The following is a 23,219-nucleotide window of genomic DNA, read 5'->3' on the forward strand; positions in this document are numbered from 1 at the left end:
AGCCTTTTATGTTTCAAATTTTCAAGCCGTGGTTAATGCCTTTTGCCTTTATCATTGCGACTCAGATTTCCGTTGTTCGTGCAGATTCCATTCGAGTTGTAGGACCTAATGGTCAGATACAATCAGCGCCTACGTTTTCAGAACCTCTTCAAAGAGCGCAATCGAATAGCGCTGAGCCTTCACGTTTCTATGGTCCAACTCGCGGCTCAGAAACATTGTGGTCTATTGCTTCAAAGTTACGCCCTGATAACTCCGTGTCAGTCCAACAAACCCTGTTGGCTATTTATCGCTTAAACCCACAAGCGTTTGAAAACCAGAATATCCATAGCCTGCTGCCTGCCAGTAATTTACGTGTGCCTTCTTTAGATCAAACTCGTGCAAGTTCGACGCAGCAAGCTATCAACATCATGAACTCACATCTTGCTAAGCTTGATGCGCCAGTGACCAAGCCTGCAGCTTCAAAGCCAAAAGCAGTTCAAACCTCAAATCAATCGAATACTGGCTCAAAAATTACCACGCCTACAAAACAAGCCAGCTCAACTGAAGACGTTAAGAAACCTGCCTCGCTTGTTCCATCATCTCCAGCGAAAGAGATGAATAAGCTTGAGAAGCAGCTAGAGCTTTCAGAAACTGAACTACTGTCACTTGAAGAGAAGAACCATCAGCTTCGTTTGATGTTGTCGAATGTTCAATCGGAAGTCGATGAGTTAAAAACAGAGCTCAGTGATGAAGACCGCATTCGTAGCGAAGTGGAAAAGCTGCTTGATGAAGAGCGCAGAAAGAACGCCGAAATTGAAAAAATGGCACCAAGTGCACTGGACGAACTGTTATCGAATGGTTGGTTAGTGGCGGCTCTTGCGATTATTCCAGGGTTGCTACTTGGTTTGATCATTGTGATGCTGTTAGGCCGTCGCTCTAAAAATGCTGAGCAACAGCAAATCACTCAAGATCAACCTATTCAGCCACAACCAAGCAGCGTTGCGCCTATTGCATTGGGCGATGAAATGGACGACCTGAACGAACTCTCTTTAGACGATGACTTGTTTGGCTCAGAAGATGATGCCAACAAGTTGTTTGACGACCAAGCACTGGTTGAAGAAGACGATGTATTTGCTGGTTTAGATGAATCTGATCTTGATTTCAATCTGGATGGTGAAGACGATGACCCGTTTGCCAGCATTGGTGAAAATGGTGATTTAGATACTAACTTCGACGATCTAGATTTAGACAGCAGCAACGGTATCAGTGTTAATAGCGAAGACAAAGCGCTTGGTCTTGAAGAGATGGAGCGCGCGCTAGACAAAACAGCGGAAAGCGCACTCGATAGTGATGATGTTGACTTTGACCTTTCTGATGATAACGCAATGTCTGCTGATGACATTGAAGCCTTGTTATCTCAAGAGGGTGAAACTGAAGATCTAGGTTCCAACGAGCTAGACCAGTCTCTGTTAGATGATCTGTTTGCTCTTGATGATGAAGATGACGACAGCTTCGACATTGATGCGTTGATTTCTGAAGAGCAAAGTGATTCGCCGTCTAACACTGAAACACCAGCAAGTGATGATTTTGACATTGATGCGCTTATCTCAGAGCAACAGACTGATACTGCTCCTGAGAATGTAAGCAACGACGAATTTGATATCGAAGCTCTTATCTCGGAACAGCAATCCCCTCAACCTTCGGCTTCTAGCGTAGAAGATGATATTGACGATATCTTTGCTCAGGTTGCCGCTCAGAACGATCAAGCGAATGATCCTTTTAACCTCGATAGCGACGATGAGATTGCCACTAACTTAAACAGTGGTTTGGCGTCTGATGATGATATCGAGAACATTCTATCTCAGTTCGATAAGCCAATCGTAGATGAAGAACCTCAAGATAGCGTTGACCTGCTTGATGAGCAATTGGCAGGGGATGACGTTGATCTAAGTAACTCGACAGACCTCCTTGATGAAATGTTGGAAGACGAATCGGGTGTAGAGTCTGAAAGTGAGCCTTTAGGTTTTGACTCCCTATCTGAACTTGAAGAGCTTTCTGGTTTATCGACGGATGATGATCTAAACATCGCAGAAGACAGCACGGAAACCTTGGATGAATTGATAGGCGATTCTGACGATGATGATTTCGAACTTGATGCCGAAAGTACCGACTTACTGGATGATTTTCTTGATAGTGAATTGTCAGGTGATGAGCTTTCAGCGGATGTACAAGAATCAGAATCTTTAGACCCGTTTGATGACTTACTGACAAGTGGCATTGAAGATGAGCTTGAGTCTGAAGAGAAGGCGTTTGATAAAGAGCTTGATGCAGCCTTTGGTTGTAACAACGTCAACGAGGAGCCGGAAAAGGACTCAGACGTTGCTCTTACTCCGTTAACCTCAGAAACATCTGACGTTGAGCCTGAGCAAGCGTCGGACATTAGTGAAATAACACAACCTGAAATCGTTCGTGATGAATCGCTAGATTCGGAACTGATCCAAGAAAGTGCTGACGTTAAGCCAGAAAATGATGAAAACTTCAATCGTGATGACTTTATCGATGACTTGTTCGGTGTCGCACCGGCAACGGATGCTTTGCTTGATGACTCGCTAGAAACAACAGACGAAGCGTTGATTGATGAGTTAATGACTTCTGATGACAATGATTCGCTGCAAGCGACAGAAGAGCCTGTTGAGCCCTCAATTGAAAATACGGTTGAACTAGAGCAAGCGTCTCTTTCAGATAGCAACCAAGCATCAGCGGACGAAATTGCATCATCGGTTGAAGATGACGAACTGGATATCGACTCGCTGTTATCTGAGAATTCTGATTTTGACAAACCAGCTTTTGAAGAGCGAGTTCAAGAAGAAACTGCGTCACTAGAATCAGAACCGAAAGAAGCCGACGTACAAGAGCAGCGCGAAGACATTGCTGCTAGTTTTGAAGAGCAAGCTTCACCATCATCTTTAAATGATATCTCTGAATATGAAGAAGAGACGGTTGAAGACTGGTTAGCTGAAGCGATCGACGATGTAGAGTCGCCTGCGGACGTAGCTTCTGATTTTGACTTTGAACCGAAAATCCAAGGTAGTGAACAATTTGAAGATGTTGTTGAATCCTTGCCAGAGCCAGAGCCAGAGCCAGAGCCAGAGCCAGAGCCAGAGCCAGAGCCAGAGCCAGCTCGTGCTGCAAATATGCCAGAGATCATTCCGAATGAATTTGGTGTGCCGCAAGACGATGATTGGCTGATTGAAGACGATACGTCTGCACCAGCAGTATTAGCAGAAACTGATGTAACACCTGTTGTTGAACCTCAGTTAGACGCTGAACCGCAAGTTGAAGCTACACCACAAGCGGAAGTGGCAGAACAAGAAAGCGAAGAAGAATTCTCGTTTGATGACTTCGAACTTCCAGAGTTTGGTGAAGAAGACGCACTGGCGGAAGCTGATGCTGCGCCACAATCAGAAATAGCGAAACAAGAAAGCGTAGATGAGTTCTCGTTCGATGACTTTGAGTTGCCAGAGTTTAGTGAAGAAGACGCACTAGCGGAAGCTGATGCTGAATCAACACCAGAACCAGTAATGCCTGCTGTTGAGCCTCAATTAGATGTTGAACCTCGAACTGACGCTCAGGGTCAAGACGACGAAGAGTTCTCGTTTGATGACTTTGAGCTACCAGAGTTCGGTGAAGAAGACGCACTAGCAGAAGCTGATGCTGAATCAACACCAGAACCAATAACGCCTGCTATTGATTCTCAACCAAGTGTTGAATCACAACCAACCGCTGAGCCTCAACTAGATGCTGCACCAAAGGCTGAAACTGCTAAACCAGAAAGTGAAGAAGAGTTCTCGTTTGATGATTTTGAGTTGCCAGAATTCGGTGAAGAAGATGCATTAGCTGAAGTGGTGAGTGAGCCGGATGAAGCTCAATTAGAACAAGACCTATCTGATGGTACAGAGAAGTTCGAGTTCAATGACCTTGATCTTCCAGAGTACGATGAAGAAAGCGCAAAAGCGGACTCTGTTTTAGATGATATTGAGCAAAGCAGTGCTGAGCCAGTAGCAGAAGATGAAGACGTAGAGTTCGATGAGCTTGATTTACCAGAATACGGTGAAGATGAAGCCATCTCAGACGCGTTTGCAGAGAAACCAACACCACTGACTTCTTTCAGCCCACAAGGCGAAGAGCAAGATGCGTTGCATGATTTGTTCGCGAACCCACAAAGCTTCAGTCAGGCTGAAGATTTCTCGAATCCACAAGACTCTGAGTTGGCTGGTTTTACACAGCCAGAAGAATCACTGAGCACAGCTTCTGAGCTAAACTCAACGCCTACAGCGGTTCAAGACGAACCACTAGAAGGCTTTGATGACTTTGATGAGACAGCATTAGCTGAGCTGCTTTCTGAAGATGTTCAAGACTCTGTCGACAACATGTTTAATAAGCCATTGGATGCAACATCGATTGACAGTGCAGGGCTAGATATTGATGCCATGCTTGAAGTTGGTGGCGAAGACTGGAAAGGCTTTAACCTAGCGCCAGAGCAACAATCGAGCATGCATCATGATGTGCCTGACGACCAACAAGAGATTTGGGCGTCGGCTGAACAGCAAGCTGAACCGAAGATCAAAGAAGAGAATTGGGCTCAACAAGACAACCTAACCGAATCAGGCAGCAGTCGTGATAAGCAATACATGACGATTGATGAACTGATGGCTCAAGTCGAGCGAGAAGGTGAAGAAGTCACTAATCCAGACGATGAAGAGCTTAAACTGGATGTTGGTCTCAACGAATTCCCTGATGTTATCGGTGATATTGGCAATTATGATGTCGACAGTAATGCAGAAGCTGCGGGTAAGCTTGATTTGGCTAAAATCTACATCGAGATGAGTGACTCGCATGGGGCAATTAAGCTTCTAGAAGAGGCAATCGTTGACGGCAGCGATGATATTCGTCGAGAGGCAAAAAATCTTATCGATTCGTTAAACGGTCGATAAATTAACAAATCATAAAGGGTAGCGTTGGCTACCCTTTATTTTTAGATGATACAGAGCTCTATTGTTTGATTTGCTTTCCCAAAAGCACCGCCTAGGTCGATGCTGATTGTTTATTGAAGTTTTAGCCCCATCCTATTTGGGCTAGCACTGATTTCCGTATATACTTCTCGCCCATTTTCAAAGAGAACAAGAACATGAAAATTGCTTTAGGTATTGAATATAACGGTACCCACTACTTTGGTTGGCAGCGCCAACGAGACGTGAAAAGTGTCCAAGAAGAATTGGAAAAGGCTCTTTCAGTTGTCGCGAATCACCCTGTAGAAGTTATGTGCGCAGGTCGTACAGATGCCGGTGTTCACGGTACGGGACAAGTCGTTCACTTTGAAACTAATGTCGATCGTAAAATGGTGGCATGGACAATGGGCGCGAATGCCAACATGCCAAAAGATATTGCGGTTCGTTGGGCGACAGAAGTGAATGAGGATTTTCATGCTCGCTTCTCAGCAACTGCCCGCCGTTATCGCTACATTATCTTTAACCATGCACTTCGCCCTGGCATTTTGAATTCAGGCGTGAGCCATTATCATGGCCATCTTGATGAGAAAAAAATGCACGAAGCGGGTCAGTACTTACTTGGTGAGAATGATTTCACTTCGTTCAGGGCAACACATTGTCAATCCCGTAGCCCATGGAGAAACATGATTCACTTGAACGTGACTCGTCATGGACACTACATTGTGATTGATATTAAAGCGAATGCGTTTGTTCACCACATGGTGAGGAATATTACTGGTAGCCTTATTGCCGTAGGTAAAGGTGAGCAGAAACCAGAGTGGATCCAGTGGCTTTTAGAAGCTAAAGATCGAAAAGTAGCCGGCGCAACTGCAAAAGCGGAAGGTTTGTATCTTGTGGATGTTGATTATCCTGAACATTTTGAGCTACCACGAGAGCCAATTGGTCCTCTATTTTTGCCGGACAATTTGAACTAAATGTGAGACTTAGGTTCAAAAAATATTACGGTTTAGTGCGTAAGATAGTGCCAGAAAATAGGTACAACCAGTTTTTTATCTACAGTCGCTGTTTTATGTGCTTTAATTCCCACGCATAATTCCCAAATTTATTTCTTTCGCAATCAAGCGGAAGAATCGAAACAAAAAGGTCTTCCATGAGTTGGCTTGAAAAGATTTTAGAAAAAAGCAACATCGTAACATCTCGTAAAGCGTCTATCCCTGAGGGTGTTTGGACTAAATGTACTTCTTGTGAGCAGGTTCTGTACCATGCAGAACTAGAGCGTAACCTAGAAGTATGTCCAAAATGTGACCATCACATGCGCATGAAAGCACGTCGTCGTCTGGATACCTTCCTAGACAAAGGTGAGCGTGTTGAACTCGGTGCTGATCTTGAGCCACAAGACAAGCTGAAGTTTAAAGACTCAAAGCGTTACAAAGAACGTATCTCTGCTGCTCAAAAGAACAGTGGTGAGACAGACGCATTAGTTGCAATGAAAGGCGAACTGCTTGGTTTACCTATTGTAGCGTGTGCTTTTGAATTCTCATTCATGGGCGGCTCAATGGGTTCTGTTGTTGGTGCTCGCTTTGTGAAAGCGGTAGATGCTGCTATTGAGAACAACTGTGGTTTAGTTTGTTTCTCTGCAAGTGGTGGTGCTCGTATGCAAGAGGCATTGATGTCTCTAATGCAAATGGCGAAAACCAGTGCAGCTCTAGAGCGCTTATCTGCGAAAGGCCTACCGTTTGTTTCAGTAATGACTGATCCAACAATGGGCGGTGTTTCTGCAAGTTTGGCAATGCTTGGCGATATCAACATTGGTGAACCAAAAGCACTGATTGGTTTTGCTGGACGTCGTGTAATCGAACAAACGGTACGTGAAGACCTTCCTGAAGGTTTCCAACGTAGTGAGTTTCTTCTAGACCACGGTGCTATCGACATGATCGTTGACCGTCGTGAGATGCGTCAGCGCGTTGCAAGCCTTGTTGCTAAAATGACCAACCAGCCTTCACCATTAGTAGTTTCTGTGAACGATTCACCGAATGAAGCTACTTATGAAGTACCAGAAGCGCCAGAAAAAGGGTAAAGTACCTTCTAACAAACCAACTTAATTATGGTTATGAGTTAGATGAGTCAACAACCTATTCCTCAAGCCACATCCTCTTTGGAGATGTGGCTTGATTATTTATCAAACATCCACACAACCGCTATTGATCTTGGATTAGACCGAGTTCAGGCCGTCGCCTCTAAGGCAAACCTTACCAAACCTGCTCAACATGTTATTACTGTTGCCGGAACCAATGGCAAAGGCTCTACATGTGCACTGATGGAAGCGATTCTATTGGACGCTGGTTACTCAGTTGGTGTCTATAGCTCTCCCCACTTAATTCGCTATAACGAGCGTGTTCGTATCAACGGCCAAGATCTATCTGATGAAAAGATGGTTCAGTCTTTCGATTTCATTGAAAAAGAGCGTGGCGAAATTAGCCTGAGCTTTTTCGAATATGGCACTTTAGCTGCGTTACGTGCGTTTCAAACTGAAGCGGTTGATGTTGTGCTATTAGAAGTTGGTTTAGGCGGACGTTTAGACGCTACCAATATCGTTGAGCATGATGTTTCTGTGATTACTAGTTTGGCTGTCGACCATGTTGACTGGCTTGGTGATGACATCAATGTAATTGGCTTTGAGAAAGCGGGCATTTATCGTAGCGGTAAACCAGCTATTTGTGGTCAACCTAAACCACCGGCAACGGTTGCGGCACACGCTGATGACATTAAGGCTGAGTTCTACCAAGTTGGTATCCAATACACCTATGATGTTGACGGTGATACGTGGAACTGGCGCAGTGGCGCATTTCAACTGGAATCGCTACCTATTCCAAGCCTACCGTTACCTAATGCTGCAACTGCGTTGATGGCATTGGGCACATCAGAGCTTAGTATTAGTGACGTGAACGTTGTTAACGGTATGAAGAATGCGCAGCTTCCAGGGCGTATGCAGCAAATTAGCGAACAACCCGTGATTGTGCTTGATGTGGCGCACAACCCTCATTCTGCTGAATATTTTGCGCAGCAAGTTACGAAGAAGTATGCAGGTAAAAATTTACACGTTGTAGTCGCCATGCTTCATGACAAAGATATCCCAGCGACATTGGAAGTATTAGCGCCAATCGCAACTCATTGGTATCCAGCTTCATTACAAGGGCCACGCGCAGCGACAGCCGCTGAATTGTGTCAAAGCCTACCTGACAGCGTAGAGCAGCATTCAAACCCTGTCGCAGCGTTTGAAGCGGCTTTAGCTGCTGCTAAAGGTGACGATGTTGTGTTGGTTGTCGGTTCTTTCCATACCGTGGGTGAAGTGTTGGAGCATTGGCAGAAAAAAGGAAACTAAATGGCAAGTAAATTCCAAAGCCGATTAGTCGGCACCATCATTTTAGTGGCCATTGGCGTGATTGTATTGCCCGATGTGCTAGATGGTAAGAAGCTCCACTATAAAGAAGAGTTTGCAAGCATTCCGATTAAGCCTGAGCTTGATAGTAATGTTGAAGTGTTTGAAGTACTCGATCCCGTTGAAGATCAGATAGCGCTACCGGATTCTCCGGTTGAGCAAGTGGTTGAAAGTGGTCGTACTGACAATTCAAACACGCAAACCGCGTCTTCTTCCAATAATAAAGAAGCAGACAAAGTGGCGGTCGTGGTTAAGCCAGTACCGGAAAAAAATGAATACCAAGACAGTGCTTGGATTATTCAATTGATGGCTTTGAAGAATGCTGACAACGCAAAAAATGTTGTTAAGGATCTGCAAAAGCGCGGTTATCAGGCTCACACCAAGCAAGAAAAAACTTTTACGCGAGTAATTATTGGCCCGGATGTCTCTAAATCCAAACTTGAGCGACAAATTAAGGAATTAGAAAAAATTACGGGTTCAAAAGGCCAGTTGCTCAAATTTAAACCGTTAAATCCATAAGAAAACGTTTGCGTCAGCATTTTTTCTGTTAAAATGCGCGCCAACTTAAGATGAAGAATTCATGAATTGGTTAGATTTTGTCATTTTAGGCGTGATCGGCTTCTCTGCCGTGATCAGTTTAGTTCGTGGTTTCGCTAAAGAAGCCTTGTCACTCGTAATTTGGTTTGGAGCATTTTTTATTGCTAGCCAGTACTACGCTAAATTAGCGATGTACTTCACCAATATCGAAGATGAGATGTTTCGAAACGGAACTGCGATAGCAGCATTGTTTGTTGCAACGTTAGTTGTGGGTGCCTTAGTTAACTATGTCATCGGTCAGCTAGTTCAGAAAACAGGCCTGTCAGGTACAGATAGAATCCTCGGTGTCGTCTTTGGTGGCTTACGTGGTGTTTTGATTGTTTCTGCAGTGTTGTTTTTCATGGATGCGTTTACTGCATTCCCAAGTTCTGAGTGGTGGAAGAATTCGCAATTGGTTCCGGAATTTAGTCGAATCATTGCGCCGTTCTTCGAGCATTTACAAGCAACATCTAGTTTCTTATCTGGCGCGCTCTAGCGCCAGTTAATGTCGAAAAATCGAGGATTAGGACATGTGTGGTATTGTTGGAATCGTGGGTTCAACACCTGTAAACCAGTCTATTTATGACGCTTTAACGGTATTGCAGCATCGTGGCCAAGATGCCGCTGGTATTTGTACCATAGAAAGCAATCGTTTCCGTCTGCGTAAGGCGAACGGTTTAGTAAAAGATGTTTTTGAAGCAAAACACATGCAGCGCCTACAAGGTGAAGTTGGTATTGGCCATGTTCGTTATCCTACAGCGGGTAGTTCAAGTGCGTCTGAAGCTCAGCCTTTTTACGTAAACTCTCCTTTTGGCATTACGTTGGCACACAACGGTAACCTGACGAACGCAAATGAAGTGCGTGAAAAGTTGTTCGAAAAAGACCGTCGTCATGTAAATACAACCTCTGACTCTGAAGTCCTACTGAACGTATTAGCTCATGAGATCGATACCGTTAAAGGTAACGTGACTTCAGATGACGTTTTCCGCGCTGTTGCAAATGTGCACCGTACAATTCGTGGTGCTTATGCTGTAACTGCGATGATCATCGGCCACGGTATGATTGCATTCCGTGACCCACATGGTATTCGTCCACTGTGCCTTGGTAAGCGTGAAGTTCAAGGTAAAACAGAGTACATGGTAGCGTCTGAATCGGTAGCACTCGATGCTGTTGGTTTTGACTTCATGCGCGACGTAGCACCAGGTGAAGCTATCTACGCAACGTTTGACGGTGAGCTTTTCACTAAGCAATGCGCAGACAACCCACAACTAAACCCATGTATCTTTGAGTTTGTATACTTTGCACGCCCAGATTCATTTATCGACAAAATTTCGGTTTACAGCGCACGCGTTGAGATGGGTGAGATGCTTGGTAAGCGTATTAAAGAAGAGTATGCAGACTTAGATATTGATGTGGTTATCCCAATTCCTGAAACATCAAATGATATCGCGCTACGAATTGCTCAAGCGATCAATAAGCCATACCGTCAAGGTTTCGTGAAAAACCGCTATGTTGGCCGCACGTTCATTATGCCTGGTCAGCAACAACGTAAGAAGTCGGTTCGCCGTAAGCTCAACGCAATCCGCTCTGAGTTTAAAGGTAAGAACGTTCTTCTAGTTGACGATTCTATCGTTCGTGGTACGACATCAGAGCAAATCATCGAGATGGCTCGTGATTCTGGCGCAAACAAGGTTTTCATGGTATCAGCGGCTCCAGAGGTTCGCTTCCCTAACGTTTACGGCATTGATATGCCGAGCGCGACAGAGCTGATTGCTCATGGTCGTGATAACGAAACGATTTGTAAGCAGATTGGCGCAGATGCTCTGATTTTCCAAACACTACCAGATTTGATTTCTGCAGTAGGCATGGGCAATCAAGACATCGCACGCTTCGATACATCAGTATTCAACGGTGAGTATGTAACGGGCGATATCGACCAAGCGTACCTAGATTTCCTAGACTCTTTGCGTAATGACGACTCAAAGGTTCAACGTGAGATTCAACAAGATCTTGCGAACTTAGAGTTACACAATGAAGGTGCTTAATTAGCGTTTCGTCAGTAATAAAGAGTTTTTGCTAGCAATGATTCAATATTGCTAGCGATACAGAAAATAAAAAACCAGAGCATCGGCTCTGGTTTTTTTGTTTGTGGAGAAGGGGATTGATCTTAATGAATGTGGTACGCGATCACAAAATCAATAAACAATCTAACTTTCTCTGGTAGATGGTCTTTGTGGTTGTAAAGCATATAAATATCACGAGGGTTAGCGCTCCAGTCTTCTAAGACTTGTACTAAGCTGCCATCTTCAATGTATTCACGAATCATCACGTCAGGCATCAGGGTAATACCTAGGCCTTCTGAGCAAGCTTGTCTCACGACATTAAGCGCATTGGCGTTGAAACGGCCTTTCTCGCTATTTACCACCGTCTCTTCATTCGAATTACTCAGCTGCCACTTAATCAGCGGGTAGCCTTTGAGTAGCGAATGGTTCGCTAGCTCTTCAGCATGGCTTGGAGCTGGGTTCTTCGCTAAGTACTCAGGGCTCGCGATAAGAATATCTTTGACTTCACTGATTTTGCGAGCGATTAGGCTTGAATCACGCTGCGGGCCGACACGGAAAATTACGTCCCACTCAGTTGGATCCAGCTGATCTGCTTGGTTGTTCATCATCAGCTCAATATTGATATCAGGGTATTGAGTCATGAATTCACTGAACATTGGCATCATCATGCGCTTGGTCAGATTTGAGGGGGCCGTAATACGAATCTTACCGGAAGCGCCTTTGCACACGTCAGCTAACTCTTCTGCGGTAGAAGAGAGACGTTGCAACAGCGGAGAGCATTCATTGAAGAAACGTTCGCCTGCCTCTGTTAAAGAAAGTTTACGCGCGTGTCTATTGAGAAGCCTAAGGTTCAAAGAATCTTCCAAGGCTTGGATGCGTCGTGTGATGGTCGCAACCGGAATCATAGTCTTGCGCGATGTTGCGGTGTAGCTCCCATTTTCAACGACGAGTCGAAAGAGGTTTAAATCATCTAATTTCATAAATCCAGACACATTTGTTTACAATCTCATCTAATTTATACGTAACAGTGAGATCAATGTTTGCGTTACGTCAACTCGTTGCACTATTTACAAGTATTCCAACCCTGGTCACGAATTACCAGCAAAGAGTGCAAATTTGTGTATTTAGCATTTTATTACTAAGTTTTATATTAGTTCTTAGAACAGATAACAATAATAATTCGACTTAGTTTTGTGAGGTTATAGATTATGTACAAAACTCACAGTCAGCCAGTAATGACCTCGGCTCAGGAAGTAATTAACCAAAAATGCGTGATGTTGGTTGATGATGATCCTATTTTTCGCCGTATAACCAGCGCGTACCTAGACAAGGTCGGTTATAAAGTGGTTGAGGCTGAAAATGGACTGGACGCTCTGCAAAAGCTTAGAGACTCAGCGCCAGATTTAATTGTGTGTGACTTATCAATGCCAATACTTGATGGCATAGAGCTTGTGGAAGAGCTCAGTTTAGAGTACCCGTCACTGCCTATGATCGTGGTGTCCGGCACTGATGATATGTCTGATGTGGCGAAAGCCTTGCGATTTGGTATTAAAGACTTTTTAGCGAAACCGTTAGAGGATCACGGTCATCTAGGAAGTGCGATTGCGAATACATTGACAGATTCGTTCGATAACATTTCAGACCAACGAGATTTTTCGAGCCAGTGGTTCTGTGTGGATGACGGGGGAGAGATCCCTGAAGACCAAGAACTGCATTGGCACCTGAATTACCTTCAAGATAATCCAAGCGCAGCAAAAGATTTACTGCATGCGCTGCTTCCAGAGAAAGATACGCGACAAGGCTCATGGCGTTGCAGTTACCGTTTACTGCAATCAACAGAGATGATGCCACTTGTGTTTGATTATGCGTGGATGATGAACGGGCAATTTGCTTTTTACCTCGTCGATTCATCGTCTTCTGATAATGGCGGCTCAGCAACAACATTGTTGGTGAGAGCGCTGTTCCACGATTACATAAGAAACAGAAAAGATTTTAATGTTGATCTCAAAGATATTGCTGAGATCTTAGAGAAGGGGATTCGTTGCTCTAAATGTTCTACCCCAGTGAATGCCTTGTTTGGTGTTGCCGACCTTGCCGAGGGAACCATCTCCATTTTACCTGCGGGCTTAGATGGGCAATGGTCGAATGGTGAATTGAATCAACATATTGCAGCAGGTGAGCGCTTGGGCGAGAACTGCAAGAAGAACTTTATAACGCGGGACCTTCCGATCGAACAGGGCTGCCAACTTTCGTTAAGCCTACTTGGAGCGGCAAGTTTTAGTTTAGACATACACCAAGGGTCTACCGATTAACCCTATATTTCCTCGGTTTTTGTGAATAATTGATTAAGGTATAGTTGCGCAAATGGTGCGGCTATGCCTTTTTTGTTAAATGTCGATTTAGCAAAGCGGGTTTGGTTCGCCAGATACTTACCTTTACTAACAAAAACAAGAAGCAATCATGGCAGATAACAAAGACTTTCAAGACCCGTTTAATGTATTCTATTTTTTAGGCTTTCTAGCCGCATTTTTAATGATCCCATTGCTACCTGCAACACTTACGTTGATCCGTGTATTCAATGGTTACGCAACATTCTAGTTAAGCTGTCGTCGCTGATTAACGATAGCTAACTCAAGGAGGCCACAATTAGCGTTCGAGTTTTAAGTCTCAATATTGCTGGTGGCCTTTGCATATTTCTCGCAGTTCTAGGGATAGTTTTACCTGTTCTGCCAACCACACCTTTTCTCCTTCTTGCTAGCGCATGCTTCATGCGAAGTAATCCGAAAGTTCATAAATGGATGCACGAGCACAAAACGCTGGGTCCTTTACTGAACAATTGGTACCAACACGGTGCCGTAACCAAACAAGTTAAAACGCGCGGCGTATTCTTTATCTTGTTGAGTTTTGCGTTATCCATCTACTTTGCCCCTATCATGTGGGTCAAGGCCTTCCTAATTTGTGTACTTGTTATTCTTCTCACATGGTTTATGCGACTTCCAACTCATGAGTTGGTTGCTGACAGCAAAGAAAATCACTACCATTAAGCCAGTGTGCCTGCTTGTATAGCGGGCGTTTATTATTTCAGCAATCAGAGTTATGACTCTCGTTGCAATGAATACCAATCGTACCTTTCCTTAATTCCAAGCGTTGATGTTTGATTCGTTGACGAGAGTTTGGAAAGCGGCCTAATGAAGTGCATAAGATTATGAACACAGAAAAAATCTCTCTGATCAAAGCAAGCATCAAAAGCATTCCTGATTACCCTAAAGCGGGTATTTTATTCCGTGACGTAACAAGCTTGATGGAAGACCCAGCGGCTTACAAAGCGACAATCGACCTGCTAGCGGAAACATACAAGGACATGGGCTTTACTAAGATCGTTGGTACTGAAGCTCGTGGTTTCTTATTTGGTGCGCCTTTGGCACTAGAGCTAGGTGTTGGCTTCATTCCTGTTCGTAAACCGGGCAAACTGCCTCGTGAAACTGTGGCACAATCTTATGAGCTTGAGTACGGCACAGATACGCTAGAAATCCATACTGACGCTATCGTTGAAGGCGATAAAGTGTTGATGGTTGATGATTTGCTAGCAACGGGCGGTACGATTGAAGCAACAACAAAGTTGATTCGTCAGCTAGGTGGTGTGGTAGAACACGCTGCATTTGTTATTAACCTTCCAGAAATCGGTGGTGACAAGCGCTTACAGGGCTTAGGTCTAGAAGTGTTTAGCATCTGCGAATTCGACGGCCACTAATCCTTTTCGGAATTATTCATGAGCTATCTTGCGTTAGCGCGAAAATGGCGACCAACCAGATTCAAAGAAGTGGTTGGTCAAGCCCATGTTTTAACAGCATTAGAGAATGCCCTTAGCCAAAATAGGTTGCACCACGCGTACCTATTTAGCGGAACACGCGGTGTCGGTAAAACGACCATCGGCCGCTTGTTTGCTAAGGGACTTAACTGTGAAACAGGCATTACTTCAACCCCTTGTGGTGAATGTGCAACTTGTAAAGAGATCGATGAAGGTCGCTTTGTTGACCTGCTAGAGATCGATGCGGCATCACGTACCAAGGTAGAAGATACCCGTGAGCTTCTGGACAATGTTCAGTACAAGCCAGCGCGTGGTCGCTTTAAGGTTTACCTTATCGATGAAGTACACATGCTTTCTAGGCACAGTTTTAACGCGCTTCTAAAGACGTTAGAAGAGCCGCCTGAGTATGTGAAATTCTTGCTCGCAACGACTGATCCGCAAAAGCTTCCTGTGACGATTTTGTCGCGTTGTCTGCAGTTTCATCTTAAGCCGATCAGCGTTGATAATATTCACGAACAGCTTGACCACATTCTTGAACAAGAGAGTGTGACGTCTGAACCTCGTGCGCTAGGGATGATTGCTCATGCTGCTGACGGCAGTATGCGTGATGCTCTGAGTTTAACGGATCAAGCTATCGCATTAGGCAACGGTAATGTCGTGACAGACACCGTGGCTCACATGCTCGGTACGCTAGACACCGACCAAGCAATTCACCTGCTTGAAGCGATCAGCAGTAAGCAGCCTCAAGAGGCGATGGCTTGTATCCAAAACCTTGCTGAGAACGGCGTAGAGTGGGATGGTTTGCTGAATCAGCTTGCGACTCAACTCCATCGTTTGGCGATGTTCCAAGCTTTGCCGTCAACATTAGACAAAGTCCAACCGGATGCTGAGAAGCTAGAACTGTTGAGTAAGGCACTAAGCCCTCAAGACATTCAGCTTTACTACCAGATCGTGTTGAAAGGTCGTGAAGACTTACCGTTGTCGCCAACCGCTCGTGTTGGTATTGAGATGGTAGTTTTACGCATGTTGGCCTTTAGACCTGCTGAACAAACGGTTGCAACAGCAATCTCGACTCAGTCGACAAGCACTGCACCAGCAGCTCAAGCTCAGAGCATTGCTCAATCTGTGAGCCAACCTGCGCCAATGGCAGCTCCGAGACAGCCTCAGATGCAACAACAGGCGCCTCAACAGCAAGCTATGCAGCAACAATCGGTACAACAGGCTCCACAGCAGAATCCGGCACAGTATTCAGATTCGCAAGGTTACGCTGATCACGCAGGCAACCAATGTTATCCAGAACAGGGTTACCCGCATAGTCAGTACGATGCGCCACCGGCTTATGACGAACGTCCTAGCTACGGTGCAGAGCAGCCTCAACAATCGAATTATCAGAATCAAGCGCCAGCTCAGCCGCAAAACGCTGCACCTTCAGCGCCACCTGCTTCTGCTGCTCCGCAAGGACAATCAGAACGTCCGGCTTCACCTGTCAGTGGTTTACGCCACCAATTGCGTTCTCAACGCAGGGGTAGTACAACACCGGACAACAAAGGTTCAGCGCCAAAAAAGGCTAAAGCGACACCAGCTAAAACTTCAGTTCTTGACCGAGTTGCTCAGCAACACGGTGGCTCTGAGCGGGTGTCGCCAGCTTCTTTATCTGCCTCCTCTGCAGAAAAGGTAACCAATGATAATGAACCTTATCGCTGGAAACCGTCTAAACCTGTAGTGAAAGAGGTGAGCAAAGAGCTTACACCTACTCAGATCAAGCGTGCGTTAGAGCATATTAAGACACCAGAAATGGTCGATAAATTGCTTCAAGAGTCGATTGCTCAAGATGAATGGTCCGCCACGATTCAAAAGCTAGAGACAGCCAAGCTTGTTGAACAGTTAGCATTGAACTCAGTGTTTGCTAAAAACGACACATCAATCACTTTAACGTTAAGAGCGAGCCAAGCTCACTTGAATACGGACCGCGCGCAGAGCGAACTATTACAGTCGCTCAATACTGTGCTCGGAGAAGAGTGTCATTTGAGTGTTGAAATCGGTGATGGTGGAGAAACGCCACTAGAATTACGAGAAAGGTTGTACCAAGGCAAGTTGAAAGACGCGTTTACCAGTTTGGAAAACGATGCCAACGTACAGTTTATCGAAAGACGTTTTGCTGCAGAACTCGACAGAGACAGCGTTCGTCCTATCTAGAACACTTTCTCGTTTAGTGACCGGCATATCATCCCAGATAAGCAAATCTGAGAACTGAACATCGAGGGGTTGAATCACACTGGCTTAACCCCCATTTAAGCACGTATAGCTTAATTAATTTTAATAAACCAATTAGACCAGAGAGTATTAACATGTTTGGTAAAGGCGGTATGGGCAACATGATGAAGCAAGCCCAGCAAATGCAAGAGCGCATGCAAAAGCTTCAAGAAGAAATCGCAAATATGGAAGTTACAGGTGAGTCAGGTGCTGGCCTTGTAAAAGTAACGATCACTGGTAGCCACAGCGTTCGCCGTGTTGATATCGATGAAAGCCTAATGGAAGACGATAAAGAGATGCTTGAAGATCTTATCGCTGCTGCTTTCAACGATGCGGCTCGTCGCGTTGAAGAAACTCAAAAAGAGAAAATGGCTAGCGTAACTGGCGGAATGCAACTTCCACCAGGTATGAAGATGCCTTTCTAAGAAACTATTTCTAAAGGTTTATTCAAGCTGCGGTTTATCTTGAGTAAACCGTTACTTGAAAATTAGAACGGTTAACTATGCGTACCAGTCATATGCTGGAGCATTTGATGGAGGCCTTACGTTGTCTACCTGGGGTTGGCCCCAAGTCGGCGCAGCGTATGGCCTTTCATTTGTTACAGCGCGATAGAAAAGGCGGCCTACAGTTGGCTGAAGCTCTTAGCCAAGCAATGACCGAAATTGGTCACTGTAATGAGTGCCGTACTTTTACTGAAGAAGATACTTGCCACATTTGTACCAATCCTAAACGTCAGGAAAATGGTCAAATCTGTGTAGTAGAGAGCCCTGCAGACATTGCAGCTATCGAAGCAACTGGCCAATACTCTGGTCGTTACTTTGTTCTTATGGGTCACCTTTCACCACTTGATGGTATTGGTCCAAGTGATATCGGTCTCGATGTGCTGGACTACCGCTTACGACGTGGTGATATCTCTGAAGTAATCCTAGCGACCAACCCGACAGTTGAAGGGGAAGCGACAGCGCACTACATTGCTGAGCTATGTAATGCCCATGAAGTGAACGCAAGCCGTATCGCTCATGGTGTTCCCGTTGGTGGTGAGCTAGAGCTGGTGGATGGCACCACGCTTTCGCACTCCTTACTCGGTCGTCATAAGATCTAAAAAAGCCGCTTGGTGAATTATCACTGAGCGGCTTTTTCTTTATTAAGGCAGTCTGAATATCTTCCCTATATTCACTTTAGCTGAATATCACTATCTAATTAGAAGCGGTAATCGACAGACACAGTAAACTCGCTGTTGTTTGGTACAGATAGTTCAATTAAATTGCCTTCAGAATATGATTCGAACATATGACGGTATTGGAAATCGGCAGAAACGTTTTTCATGATCTTGTATTGAACACCGGCTTGTAAACCGTACACAAAGTCAGTTTCTTTAGATTTAGCTGAACCATTCTCTGAAGAGTCAATTAGATCAATATACTCGCCTTTAAAAGTGTTTTGTGTCATACCAACCGTCGCGCCACCAAATACGGAGAACTGAGAGTTAATGGCGTGAATATAGTCATAAGATAAAAGGAACTCTGTCTGAGCTAAATCTAGATTAATTTCGTCCTGATCCCCACGGCTATGCCATAGTTCATTGTCACCAGTAAAGTTAATCGTACCAGTAATTCTGTGGTTTTCTTGAATGTAAGCACCGCCACGAATATGGAAAGCAGCGCCTTTGGCTGTTTTACTTTCTTTAAAGCCAGGTCCAGAGATTTGAGCTTTAGCTGAGTGGTAACCCAAACCACCACCAACAAAAAACTCGGTTTTAATTGGTTCTGGCATTAATTCAGGGGTTGGTGCCGATTCGTTAGCGAAAGCTGTTGTTGCCGTTAAAGAAGAAAGAGCTAGTACAAGTAGTGTTTTTTTCATTGTTATGTCCATCGGTATAGGGAATGGGGTGCATTATGCGCAGCACTGACAACTGCGGCTAATGATTCAATGGAATAGCCCTGTTAACCAAAAGTTATCAAGCTAGAGGTGACCGATGTGATAGGAAGATACAGGTAGAGCTTTATAAGTAACTAAACGACATAAAACACAAAGCCGCTAATTTAACGGCCTTGCATTTATTTAACGTAGGTTTTTATTGAGTTATAGGACTTAATAAAAACCTCTCACTGCTTTGTAGATCATTGCGCCAATCACGGCACCAATAATCGGTGCAACCCAGAATATCCATAATTGCGACACAGCCCAATCACCGACAAACACAGCTACGCCAGTACTTCGAGCGGGGTTCACTGAGGTGTTGGTTACAGGAATGCTGATAAGGTGAATTAGGGTTAAACATAGACCGATAGCGATAGGTGCGAATCCAGCCGGTGCTTTTGAATCCGTCGCGCCCATAATCACGAATAGGAACACCATGGTCATAACTACTTCACAGACTAGTGCTGCTGTAAGCGAGTAGCCGCCCGGTGAGTGTTCACCATAACCATTGGAAGCAAAGCCAGACGCCGCGGCATCAAAGCCAGCTTGGCCGGAAGCTATAACAAATAGCACGCCACCCGCGATAATACCGCCAATCACTTGGGCAATAATATAAGGCGCAACATCTTTGCCATCAAAGCGACCACCACTCCATAGACCGATGGTGACAGCTGGGTTGAGGTGACAACCTGATATATGCCCAATAGCAAAGGCCATGGTGAGTACGGTTAAACCAAAGGCGAGGGAGACCCCGAGTAAGCCGATACCTACATCGGGAAAAGCAGCGGCCAACACGGCGCTACCACAACCACCTAATACCAACCAAAATGTACCGAACATTTCTGCGATATACCTATTCATAACTATCCTTATTAATCTTTACCAGTATCAATAAGATAGTTTAAATTTATCAAAGTTGTGAAATCTTGGGCATATATAAAAAGAAAAGTATTGTTAGGTTATTGCTTCGAGCTCAATAAGGTTATCAAGTGCTTCTTGATCTGTTTTTCCACAGATGATAGGACAAGCTTTAAATTGGTGACACACCTTGGGGCGTGAAGACTGACCAAATAGCTTACAGAGATTTTGCTCATTTAATTGAATGCAACGCACGCCAGCAGGCTTGCCATTTGGCATTCCAGGAATAGCAGATGTAATACTTGGAGCGACACAGCATAAACCGTACCTTTGTTAAAGGAGTTTAGAAAAGCCCTATCTTATTGAAATTAAGCTATTAGACTTTTCTAAATATGATAGCGTGCGCGCAAAAGTACGGCCTGATGAAGACTGTTATTTTCTAATAGTTTTTAAATTACGTTAACTATCTTTTAGATCAAAGTTGTATGTAAAGCCTGACACTAAGGCAACCACAATTAAGCTAATTGATAGTAGGTACTTTAGCAAAGCTTGATTCTCTAGTATCAGCATGTTTGTAGCTTGTACGATAGGCCAAGCATGGTTTTGGTTTTCAACTAATTGGCTATAAATCGAATTAAGACTCTTCTTTCTCGAGAGGTAGCTAGCGCGTTGAAATACTACAGCTAATATCAGGAGGGCAAGTATGTCGAATATCATGTCTTTGATTAAAGCCATATCTGCTGTCTCAACAATTATAAGTGGTAGTAAGCCTAATCCAATACCTATCGTGACGCTTACGATGAGGTACCCTAATTTTGAAGTGCAATCAATACAAACGAGGAGCAATCCGTAAAGAGATTTCGTTAGGTTGTGGGTCAATAAAATTATACCGTACAGAAATATAGTAAAATATAAAGCCAGAGTCCCGCCTATATTTTGAAAGTTTTCACCGATCCCAGCAAACAAAATGACATCGATAGAGTCGGGTGTAATGAGAGATAGTAAGCTCGCTGTTAAAGAAAAAACTGTGGGAGCTTTTATTATTTTACCGATATCTCCAATGGTGTAAGCGATGGATCTCTCAGAGAAACGTGGCTCGAGAGTTTGATATGGTTCTTTAAGGTCATTTAATATGCCAATTATTTTTAATGTGAATTTATTCATTTTCAATTGTTTCTCTACGCAAATTAAACATGTGAAATGGAAATGTTATCAAATCGTTGGGGAAAGCTATTAAAATAGGTAAAATTTCAGAGTGTCACTTTAGGGTATAATGAGAAAAAGCCGGACTTATTGCGTTAGAGCTTTTATGTGATGCTCGTAACATTATGTTTTTATTATTCTAACTAGTAGTAGGCCATACGGAATAATGTGTGATAGATTATGTACAGCTTACGGGCAGATTTTTGGGTTGCGTATCTGCAATCAGTGGAAAAAATGTCCTAGAGACTTGCCTTTTGCGTGATGTTACAGTTTCTCTTAATATCCCTGACAGAGCAAAGGAGTGCCCGTAAGCTATTATCCCTCAAATAAAGCTGATACTTATGAATGCGATTACCAAACTTAAGGCGTGTAATTCACGAGTGGACTTAGCGCTGCTGCTAAAATTCAAACCGTCAATTTTGACATATATCTTATACAAAACACCACCTGCGTCGAATTATACCTCATTTACAACACCCAAAAAAAGCGGTGGAGTGAGGACTATAAATGCACCTTCGGCTAAGCTAAAAAGTCTTCAAAAGAATTTGTCAGAGTTACTCTTAGACTGTGTTGACGATATTAATAAAGCTAAGAATGTAAAAGGTGGATTAGCCCATGGCTTTGTTCGAGAACGCTCAATAATTACTAATGCTGAAATGCATAAGAACACTAAAAATGTACTCAATATTGACCTTGACAACTTTTTTGGTTCTTTCAACTTTGGGCGTGTCCGAGGTTTTTTTCAAAAGAATCGTAATTTTATGCTCAGTGACGAGGTTGCCACAACAATCGCTCAAATAGCGTGTTTTAATGACGAACTGCCTCAAGGTAGTCCATGTTCGCCTGTAATCACTAATCTAATAACACATTCCCTAGATATTCAGTTGCTAAAATTAGCTAATAGGAATTCCTGCACTTACTCTCGATATGCAGATGATATAACGTTCTCAACAAGAAAGTTGGTATTTCCAGTTGAAATTATGGAAGAAAGTAATGGTGCTTATACACCTAGTAAGAGGCTACTGCATGAGATTACAAGGTCGGGATTCCAAATCAATCACAAAAAGACGCGCATTCAATATAAGGACTCTCGACAAGACGTTACTGGGCTGGTTGTTAACAAAAAAATTGGTGTGAAAAAGGAGTATCGTCGAATAACTAAGTCGATGTGTAACCGTTTATTCCATCATGGTAGTTATACTAAATTGAGCAACGATCAAGAGGTACCAGGGACAATCAATGAGCTAGAAGGGCGCTTGAACTTTATCGATTCAATCGACTTGTATAACCGTATTACTTACCCAGAGAAATTAAGCATACACTATACTCATCGTAACTACGGTTTTAAAACTAGAAATCTTCTCTCGGGAAGAGAGAAAACATTTAGCCAGTTCTTGTTCTATAAATGGTTCTATGCACCTAAGAAACCAACGATCTTGTGTGAAGGCAAAACAGATAACATATACTTAGCGTCTGCTATCAAACGCTTGTCGGCAACATATCCTAAATTAGCTATCACAACGCCTTATGAAAGCCTTGTAAACTATTTTAATTACAGTAAAAGAACTCGATTTTTATTAGAGTTATTTGGTGGGACTTCATACCTTGCTGGATTTATAGGTAGCTATTCCCAACATTACTCAAAGTACACTGCCCCTAAACCTGAACAACCAGTGATTATTGTTCTTGATAACGATAGCGGCTTGGGCGATGTTACAAAAGCTTTAGCAAAGATTAAAACTTGCGTATCCTTTCCAGAAGCAAGCTCAACAGGTGATATTAAAATTGATATCAAAAAGGCTGACTTTGTTCATGTTCTGCATAATTTGTACATAATTGTTACGCCTTTGGATGGTACAAATGACACAATGATAGAAAACCTCTTTGAGACGTCATTATGGAACCAACAGGTACATGGTCGTACTTTTGATCCGACGGAAAAGAGAACACCAAAGTCTAACTTTTATGGAAAAAATATTTTTGCTACTGAAGTTGTTAAGCCAAATAAAGACACTATTAATTTCGATGGATTTCACCCTTTATTTGAACGTATGACTAAGGCAATAGATCATTTTGAAAGTAATCTGTAGGTAATGTATAGTTTTAGAAAC

General features: G+C 43.7%; 19 protein-coding genes and 1 pseudogene. 15 read left to right on the forward strand and 5 right to left on the reverse strand.

Annotation, left to right across the window (positions count from 1 at the left end):
- Positions 1 to 8: 8 nt before the first annotated feature.
- The 7 genes from QQ041_RS04020 (at position 9) to purF (ending at position 11,048) form a co-directional block, all read left to right on the forward strand.
- Positions 9 to 4,973 carry a FimV/HubP family polar landmark protein gene (locus QQ041_RS04020; RefSeq protein WP_285953166.1) on the forward strand — a complete coding sequence of 1,655 codons (4,965 nt, stop codon included), beginning with the start codon at positions 9 to 11 and terminating at the stop codon, positions 4,971 to 4,973.
- Positions 4,974 to 5,167: 194 nt separating this feature from the next.
- Complete coding sequence (gene truA, locus QQ041_RS04025) at positions 5,168 to 5,962, forward strand: tRNA pseudouridine(38-40) synthase TruA (protein WP_004734161.1); 795 nt, start codon at positions 5,168 to 5,170, stop codon at positions 5,960 to 5,962.
- A gap of 176 nt (positions 5,963 to 6,138) precedes the next feature.
- Positions 6,139 to 7,065: an acetyl-CoA carboxylase, carboxyltransferase subunit beta gene (gene accD, locus QQ041_RS04030; protein ID WP_017062348.1), complete on the forward strand. Its 927-nt coding sequence runs from the start codon at positions 6,139 to 6,141 to the stop codon at positions 7,063 to 7,065.
- Between the two features lie 42 nt (positions 7,066 to 7,107).
- A complete protein-coding gene (gene folC / locus QQ041_RS04035) occupies positions 7,108 to 8,370 on the forward strand; it encodes a bifunctional tetrahydrofolate synthase/dihydrofolate synthase (protein ID WP_146492283.1) in 1,263 nt (420 codons plus the stop codon).
- The gene (locus QQ041_RS04040; protein ID WP_052878957.1) at positions 8,371 to 8,946 is read left to right on the forward strand and encodes an SPOR domain-containing protein; all 576 of its coding nucleotides are present in this window, start codon (positions 8,371 to 8,373) and stop codon (positions 8,944 to 8,946) included.
- A 61-nt stretch (positions 8,947 to 9,007) separates the two neighbouring features.
- Complete coding sequence (locus tag QQ041_RS04045) at positions 9,008 to 9,499, forward strand: CvpA family protein (protein WP_009848678.1); 492 nt, start codon at positions 9,008 to 9,010, stop codon at positions 9,497 to 9,499.
- Between the two features lie 34 nt (positions 9,500 to 9,533).
- Entirely contained in the window at positions 9,534 to 11,048 is a 1,515-nt protein-coding gene (gene purF, locus QQ041_RS04050) for an amidophosphoribosyltransferase (RefSeq protein WP_060982247.1), read from the forward strand.
- 122 nt (positions 11,049 to 11,170) lie between these two features.
- Here purF and QQ041_RS04055 read toward each other — a convergent pair whose 3' ends face one another.
- A complete protein-coding gene (locus QQ041_RS04055; RefSeq protein WP_285953167.1) occupies positions 11,171 to 12,046 on the reverse strand; it encodes a LysR family transcriptional regulator in 876 nt (291 codons plus the stop codon).
- Positions 12,047 to 12,274: 228 nt separating this feature from the next.
- Here QQ041_RS04055 and QQ041_RS04060 point away from each other — a divergent pair, with 228 nt between their 5' ends.
- From QQ041_RS04060 to recR, 7 genes are all read left to right on the forward strand, one after another.
- Positions 12,275 to 13,378, forward strand: coding sequence for a response regulator (locus QQ041_RS04060; protein WP_048669227.1), 1,104 nt, complete (start codon positions 12,275 to 12,277; stop codon positions 13,376 to 13,378).
- Positions 13,379 to 13,526: 148 nt separating this feature from the next.
- The gene (locus tag QQ041_RS04065) at positions 13,527 to 13,664 is read left to right on the forward strand and encodes a hypothetical protein (RefSeq protein ID WP_017067606.1); all 138 of its coding nucleotides are present in this window, start codon (positions 13,527 to 13,529) and stop codon (positions 13,662 to 13,664) included.
- A gap of 74 nt (positions 13,665 to 13,738) precedes the next feature.
- Positions 13,739 to 14,110 carry a YbaN family protein gene (locus QQ041_RS04070; RefSeq protein WP_146492282.1) on the forward strand — a complete coding sequence of 124 codons (372 nt, stop codon included), beginning with the start codon at positions 13,739 to 13,741 and terminating at the stop codon, positions 14,108 to 14,110.
- Positions 14,111 to 14,271: 161 nt separating this feature from the next.
- Positions 14,272 to 14,817, forward strand: coding sequence for an adenine phosphoribosyltransferase (gene apt / locus QQ041_RS04075; RefSeq protein ID WP_019823185.1), 546 nt, complete (start codon positions 14,272 to 14,274; stop codon positions 14,815 to 14,817).
- An 18-nt stretch (positions 14,818 to 14,835) separates the two neighbouring features.
- Positions 14,836 to 17,070, forward strand: a complete 2,235-nt coding sequence (dnaX, locus tag QQ041_RS04080) for a DNA polymerase III subunit gamma/tau (protein WP_285953168.1) — start codon at positions 14,836 to 14,838, stop codon at positions 17,068 to 17,070.
- A 152-nt stretch (positions 17,071 to 17,222) separates the two neighbouring features.
- Positions 17,223 to 17,552, forward strand: a complete 330-nt coding sequence (locus tag QQ041_RS04085; RefSeq protein ID WP_017062338.1) for a YbaB/EbfC family nucleoid-associated protein — start codon at positions 17,223 to 17,225, stop codon at positions 17,550 to 17,552.
- A gap of 77 nt (positions 17,553 to 17,629) precedes the next feature.
- The gene (recR, locus tag QQ041_RS04090; RefSeq protein ID WP_019823189.1) at positions 17,630 to 18,229 is read left to right on the forward strand and encodes a recombination mediator RecR; all 600 of its coding nucleotides are present in this window, start codon (positions 17,630 to 17,632) and stop codon (positions 18,227 to 18,229) included.
- 98 nt (positions 18,230 to 18,327) lie between these two features.
- Here the strand turns inward: recR and QQ041_RS04095 are convergent, their stop codons facing one another.
- From QQ041_RS04095 to QQ041_RS04110, 4 genes and pseudogenes are all read right to left on the reverse strand, one after another.
- Complete coding sequence (locus QQ041_RS04095) at positions 18,328 to 18,987, reverse strand: porin family protein (RefSeq protein WP_048662027.1); 660 nt, start codon at positions 18,985 to 18,987, stop codon at positions 18,328 to 18,330.
- A gap of 231 nt (positions 18,988 to 19,218) precedes the next feature.
- Positions 19,219 to 19,908 carry an aquaporin Z gene (aqpZ, locus tag QQ041_RS04100; RefSeq protein WP_285953169.1) on the reverse strand — a complete coding sequence of 230 codons (690 nt, stop codon included), beginning with the start codon at positions 19,906 to 19,908 and terminating at the stop codon, positions 19,219 to 19,221.
- A 93-nt stretch (positions 19,909 to 20,001) separates the two neighbouring features.
- Positions 20,002 to 20,223: pseudogene (locus QQ041_RS04105) on the reverse strand (YkgJ family cysteine cluster protein); the annotation flags it as partial.
- Between the two features lie 141 nt (positions 20,224 to 20,364).
- Positions 20,365 to 21,069 carry a hypothetical protein gene (locus QQ041_RS04110; protein WP_285953170.1) on the reverse strand — a complete coding sequence of 235 codons (705 nt, stop codon included), beginning with the start codon at positions 21,067 to 21,069 and terminating at the stop codon, positions 20,365 to 20,367.
- A 380-nt stretch (positions 21,070 to 21,449) separates the two neighbouring features.
- On the opposite strand from QQ041_RS04110, the gene QQ041_RS04115 reads away from it, so the two are divergent.
- A complete protein-coding gene (locus QQ041_RS04115; protein WP_285953171.1) occupies positions 21,450 to 23,198 on the forward strand; it encodes a retron Ec67 family RNA-directed DNA polymerase/endonuclease in 1,749 nt (582 codons plus the stop codon).
- Positions 23,199 to 23,219 lie beyond the last annotated feature (21 nt).

The sequence above is a fragment of the Vibrio sp. TMPB1044 genome (assembly GCF_030442075.1).
Lineage (GTDB): Bacteria > Pseudomonadota > Gammaproteobacteria > Enterobacterales > Vibrionaceae > Vibrio > Vibrio satsumensis.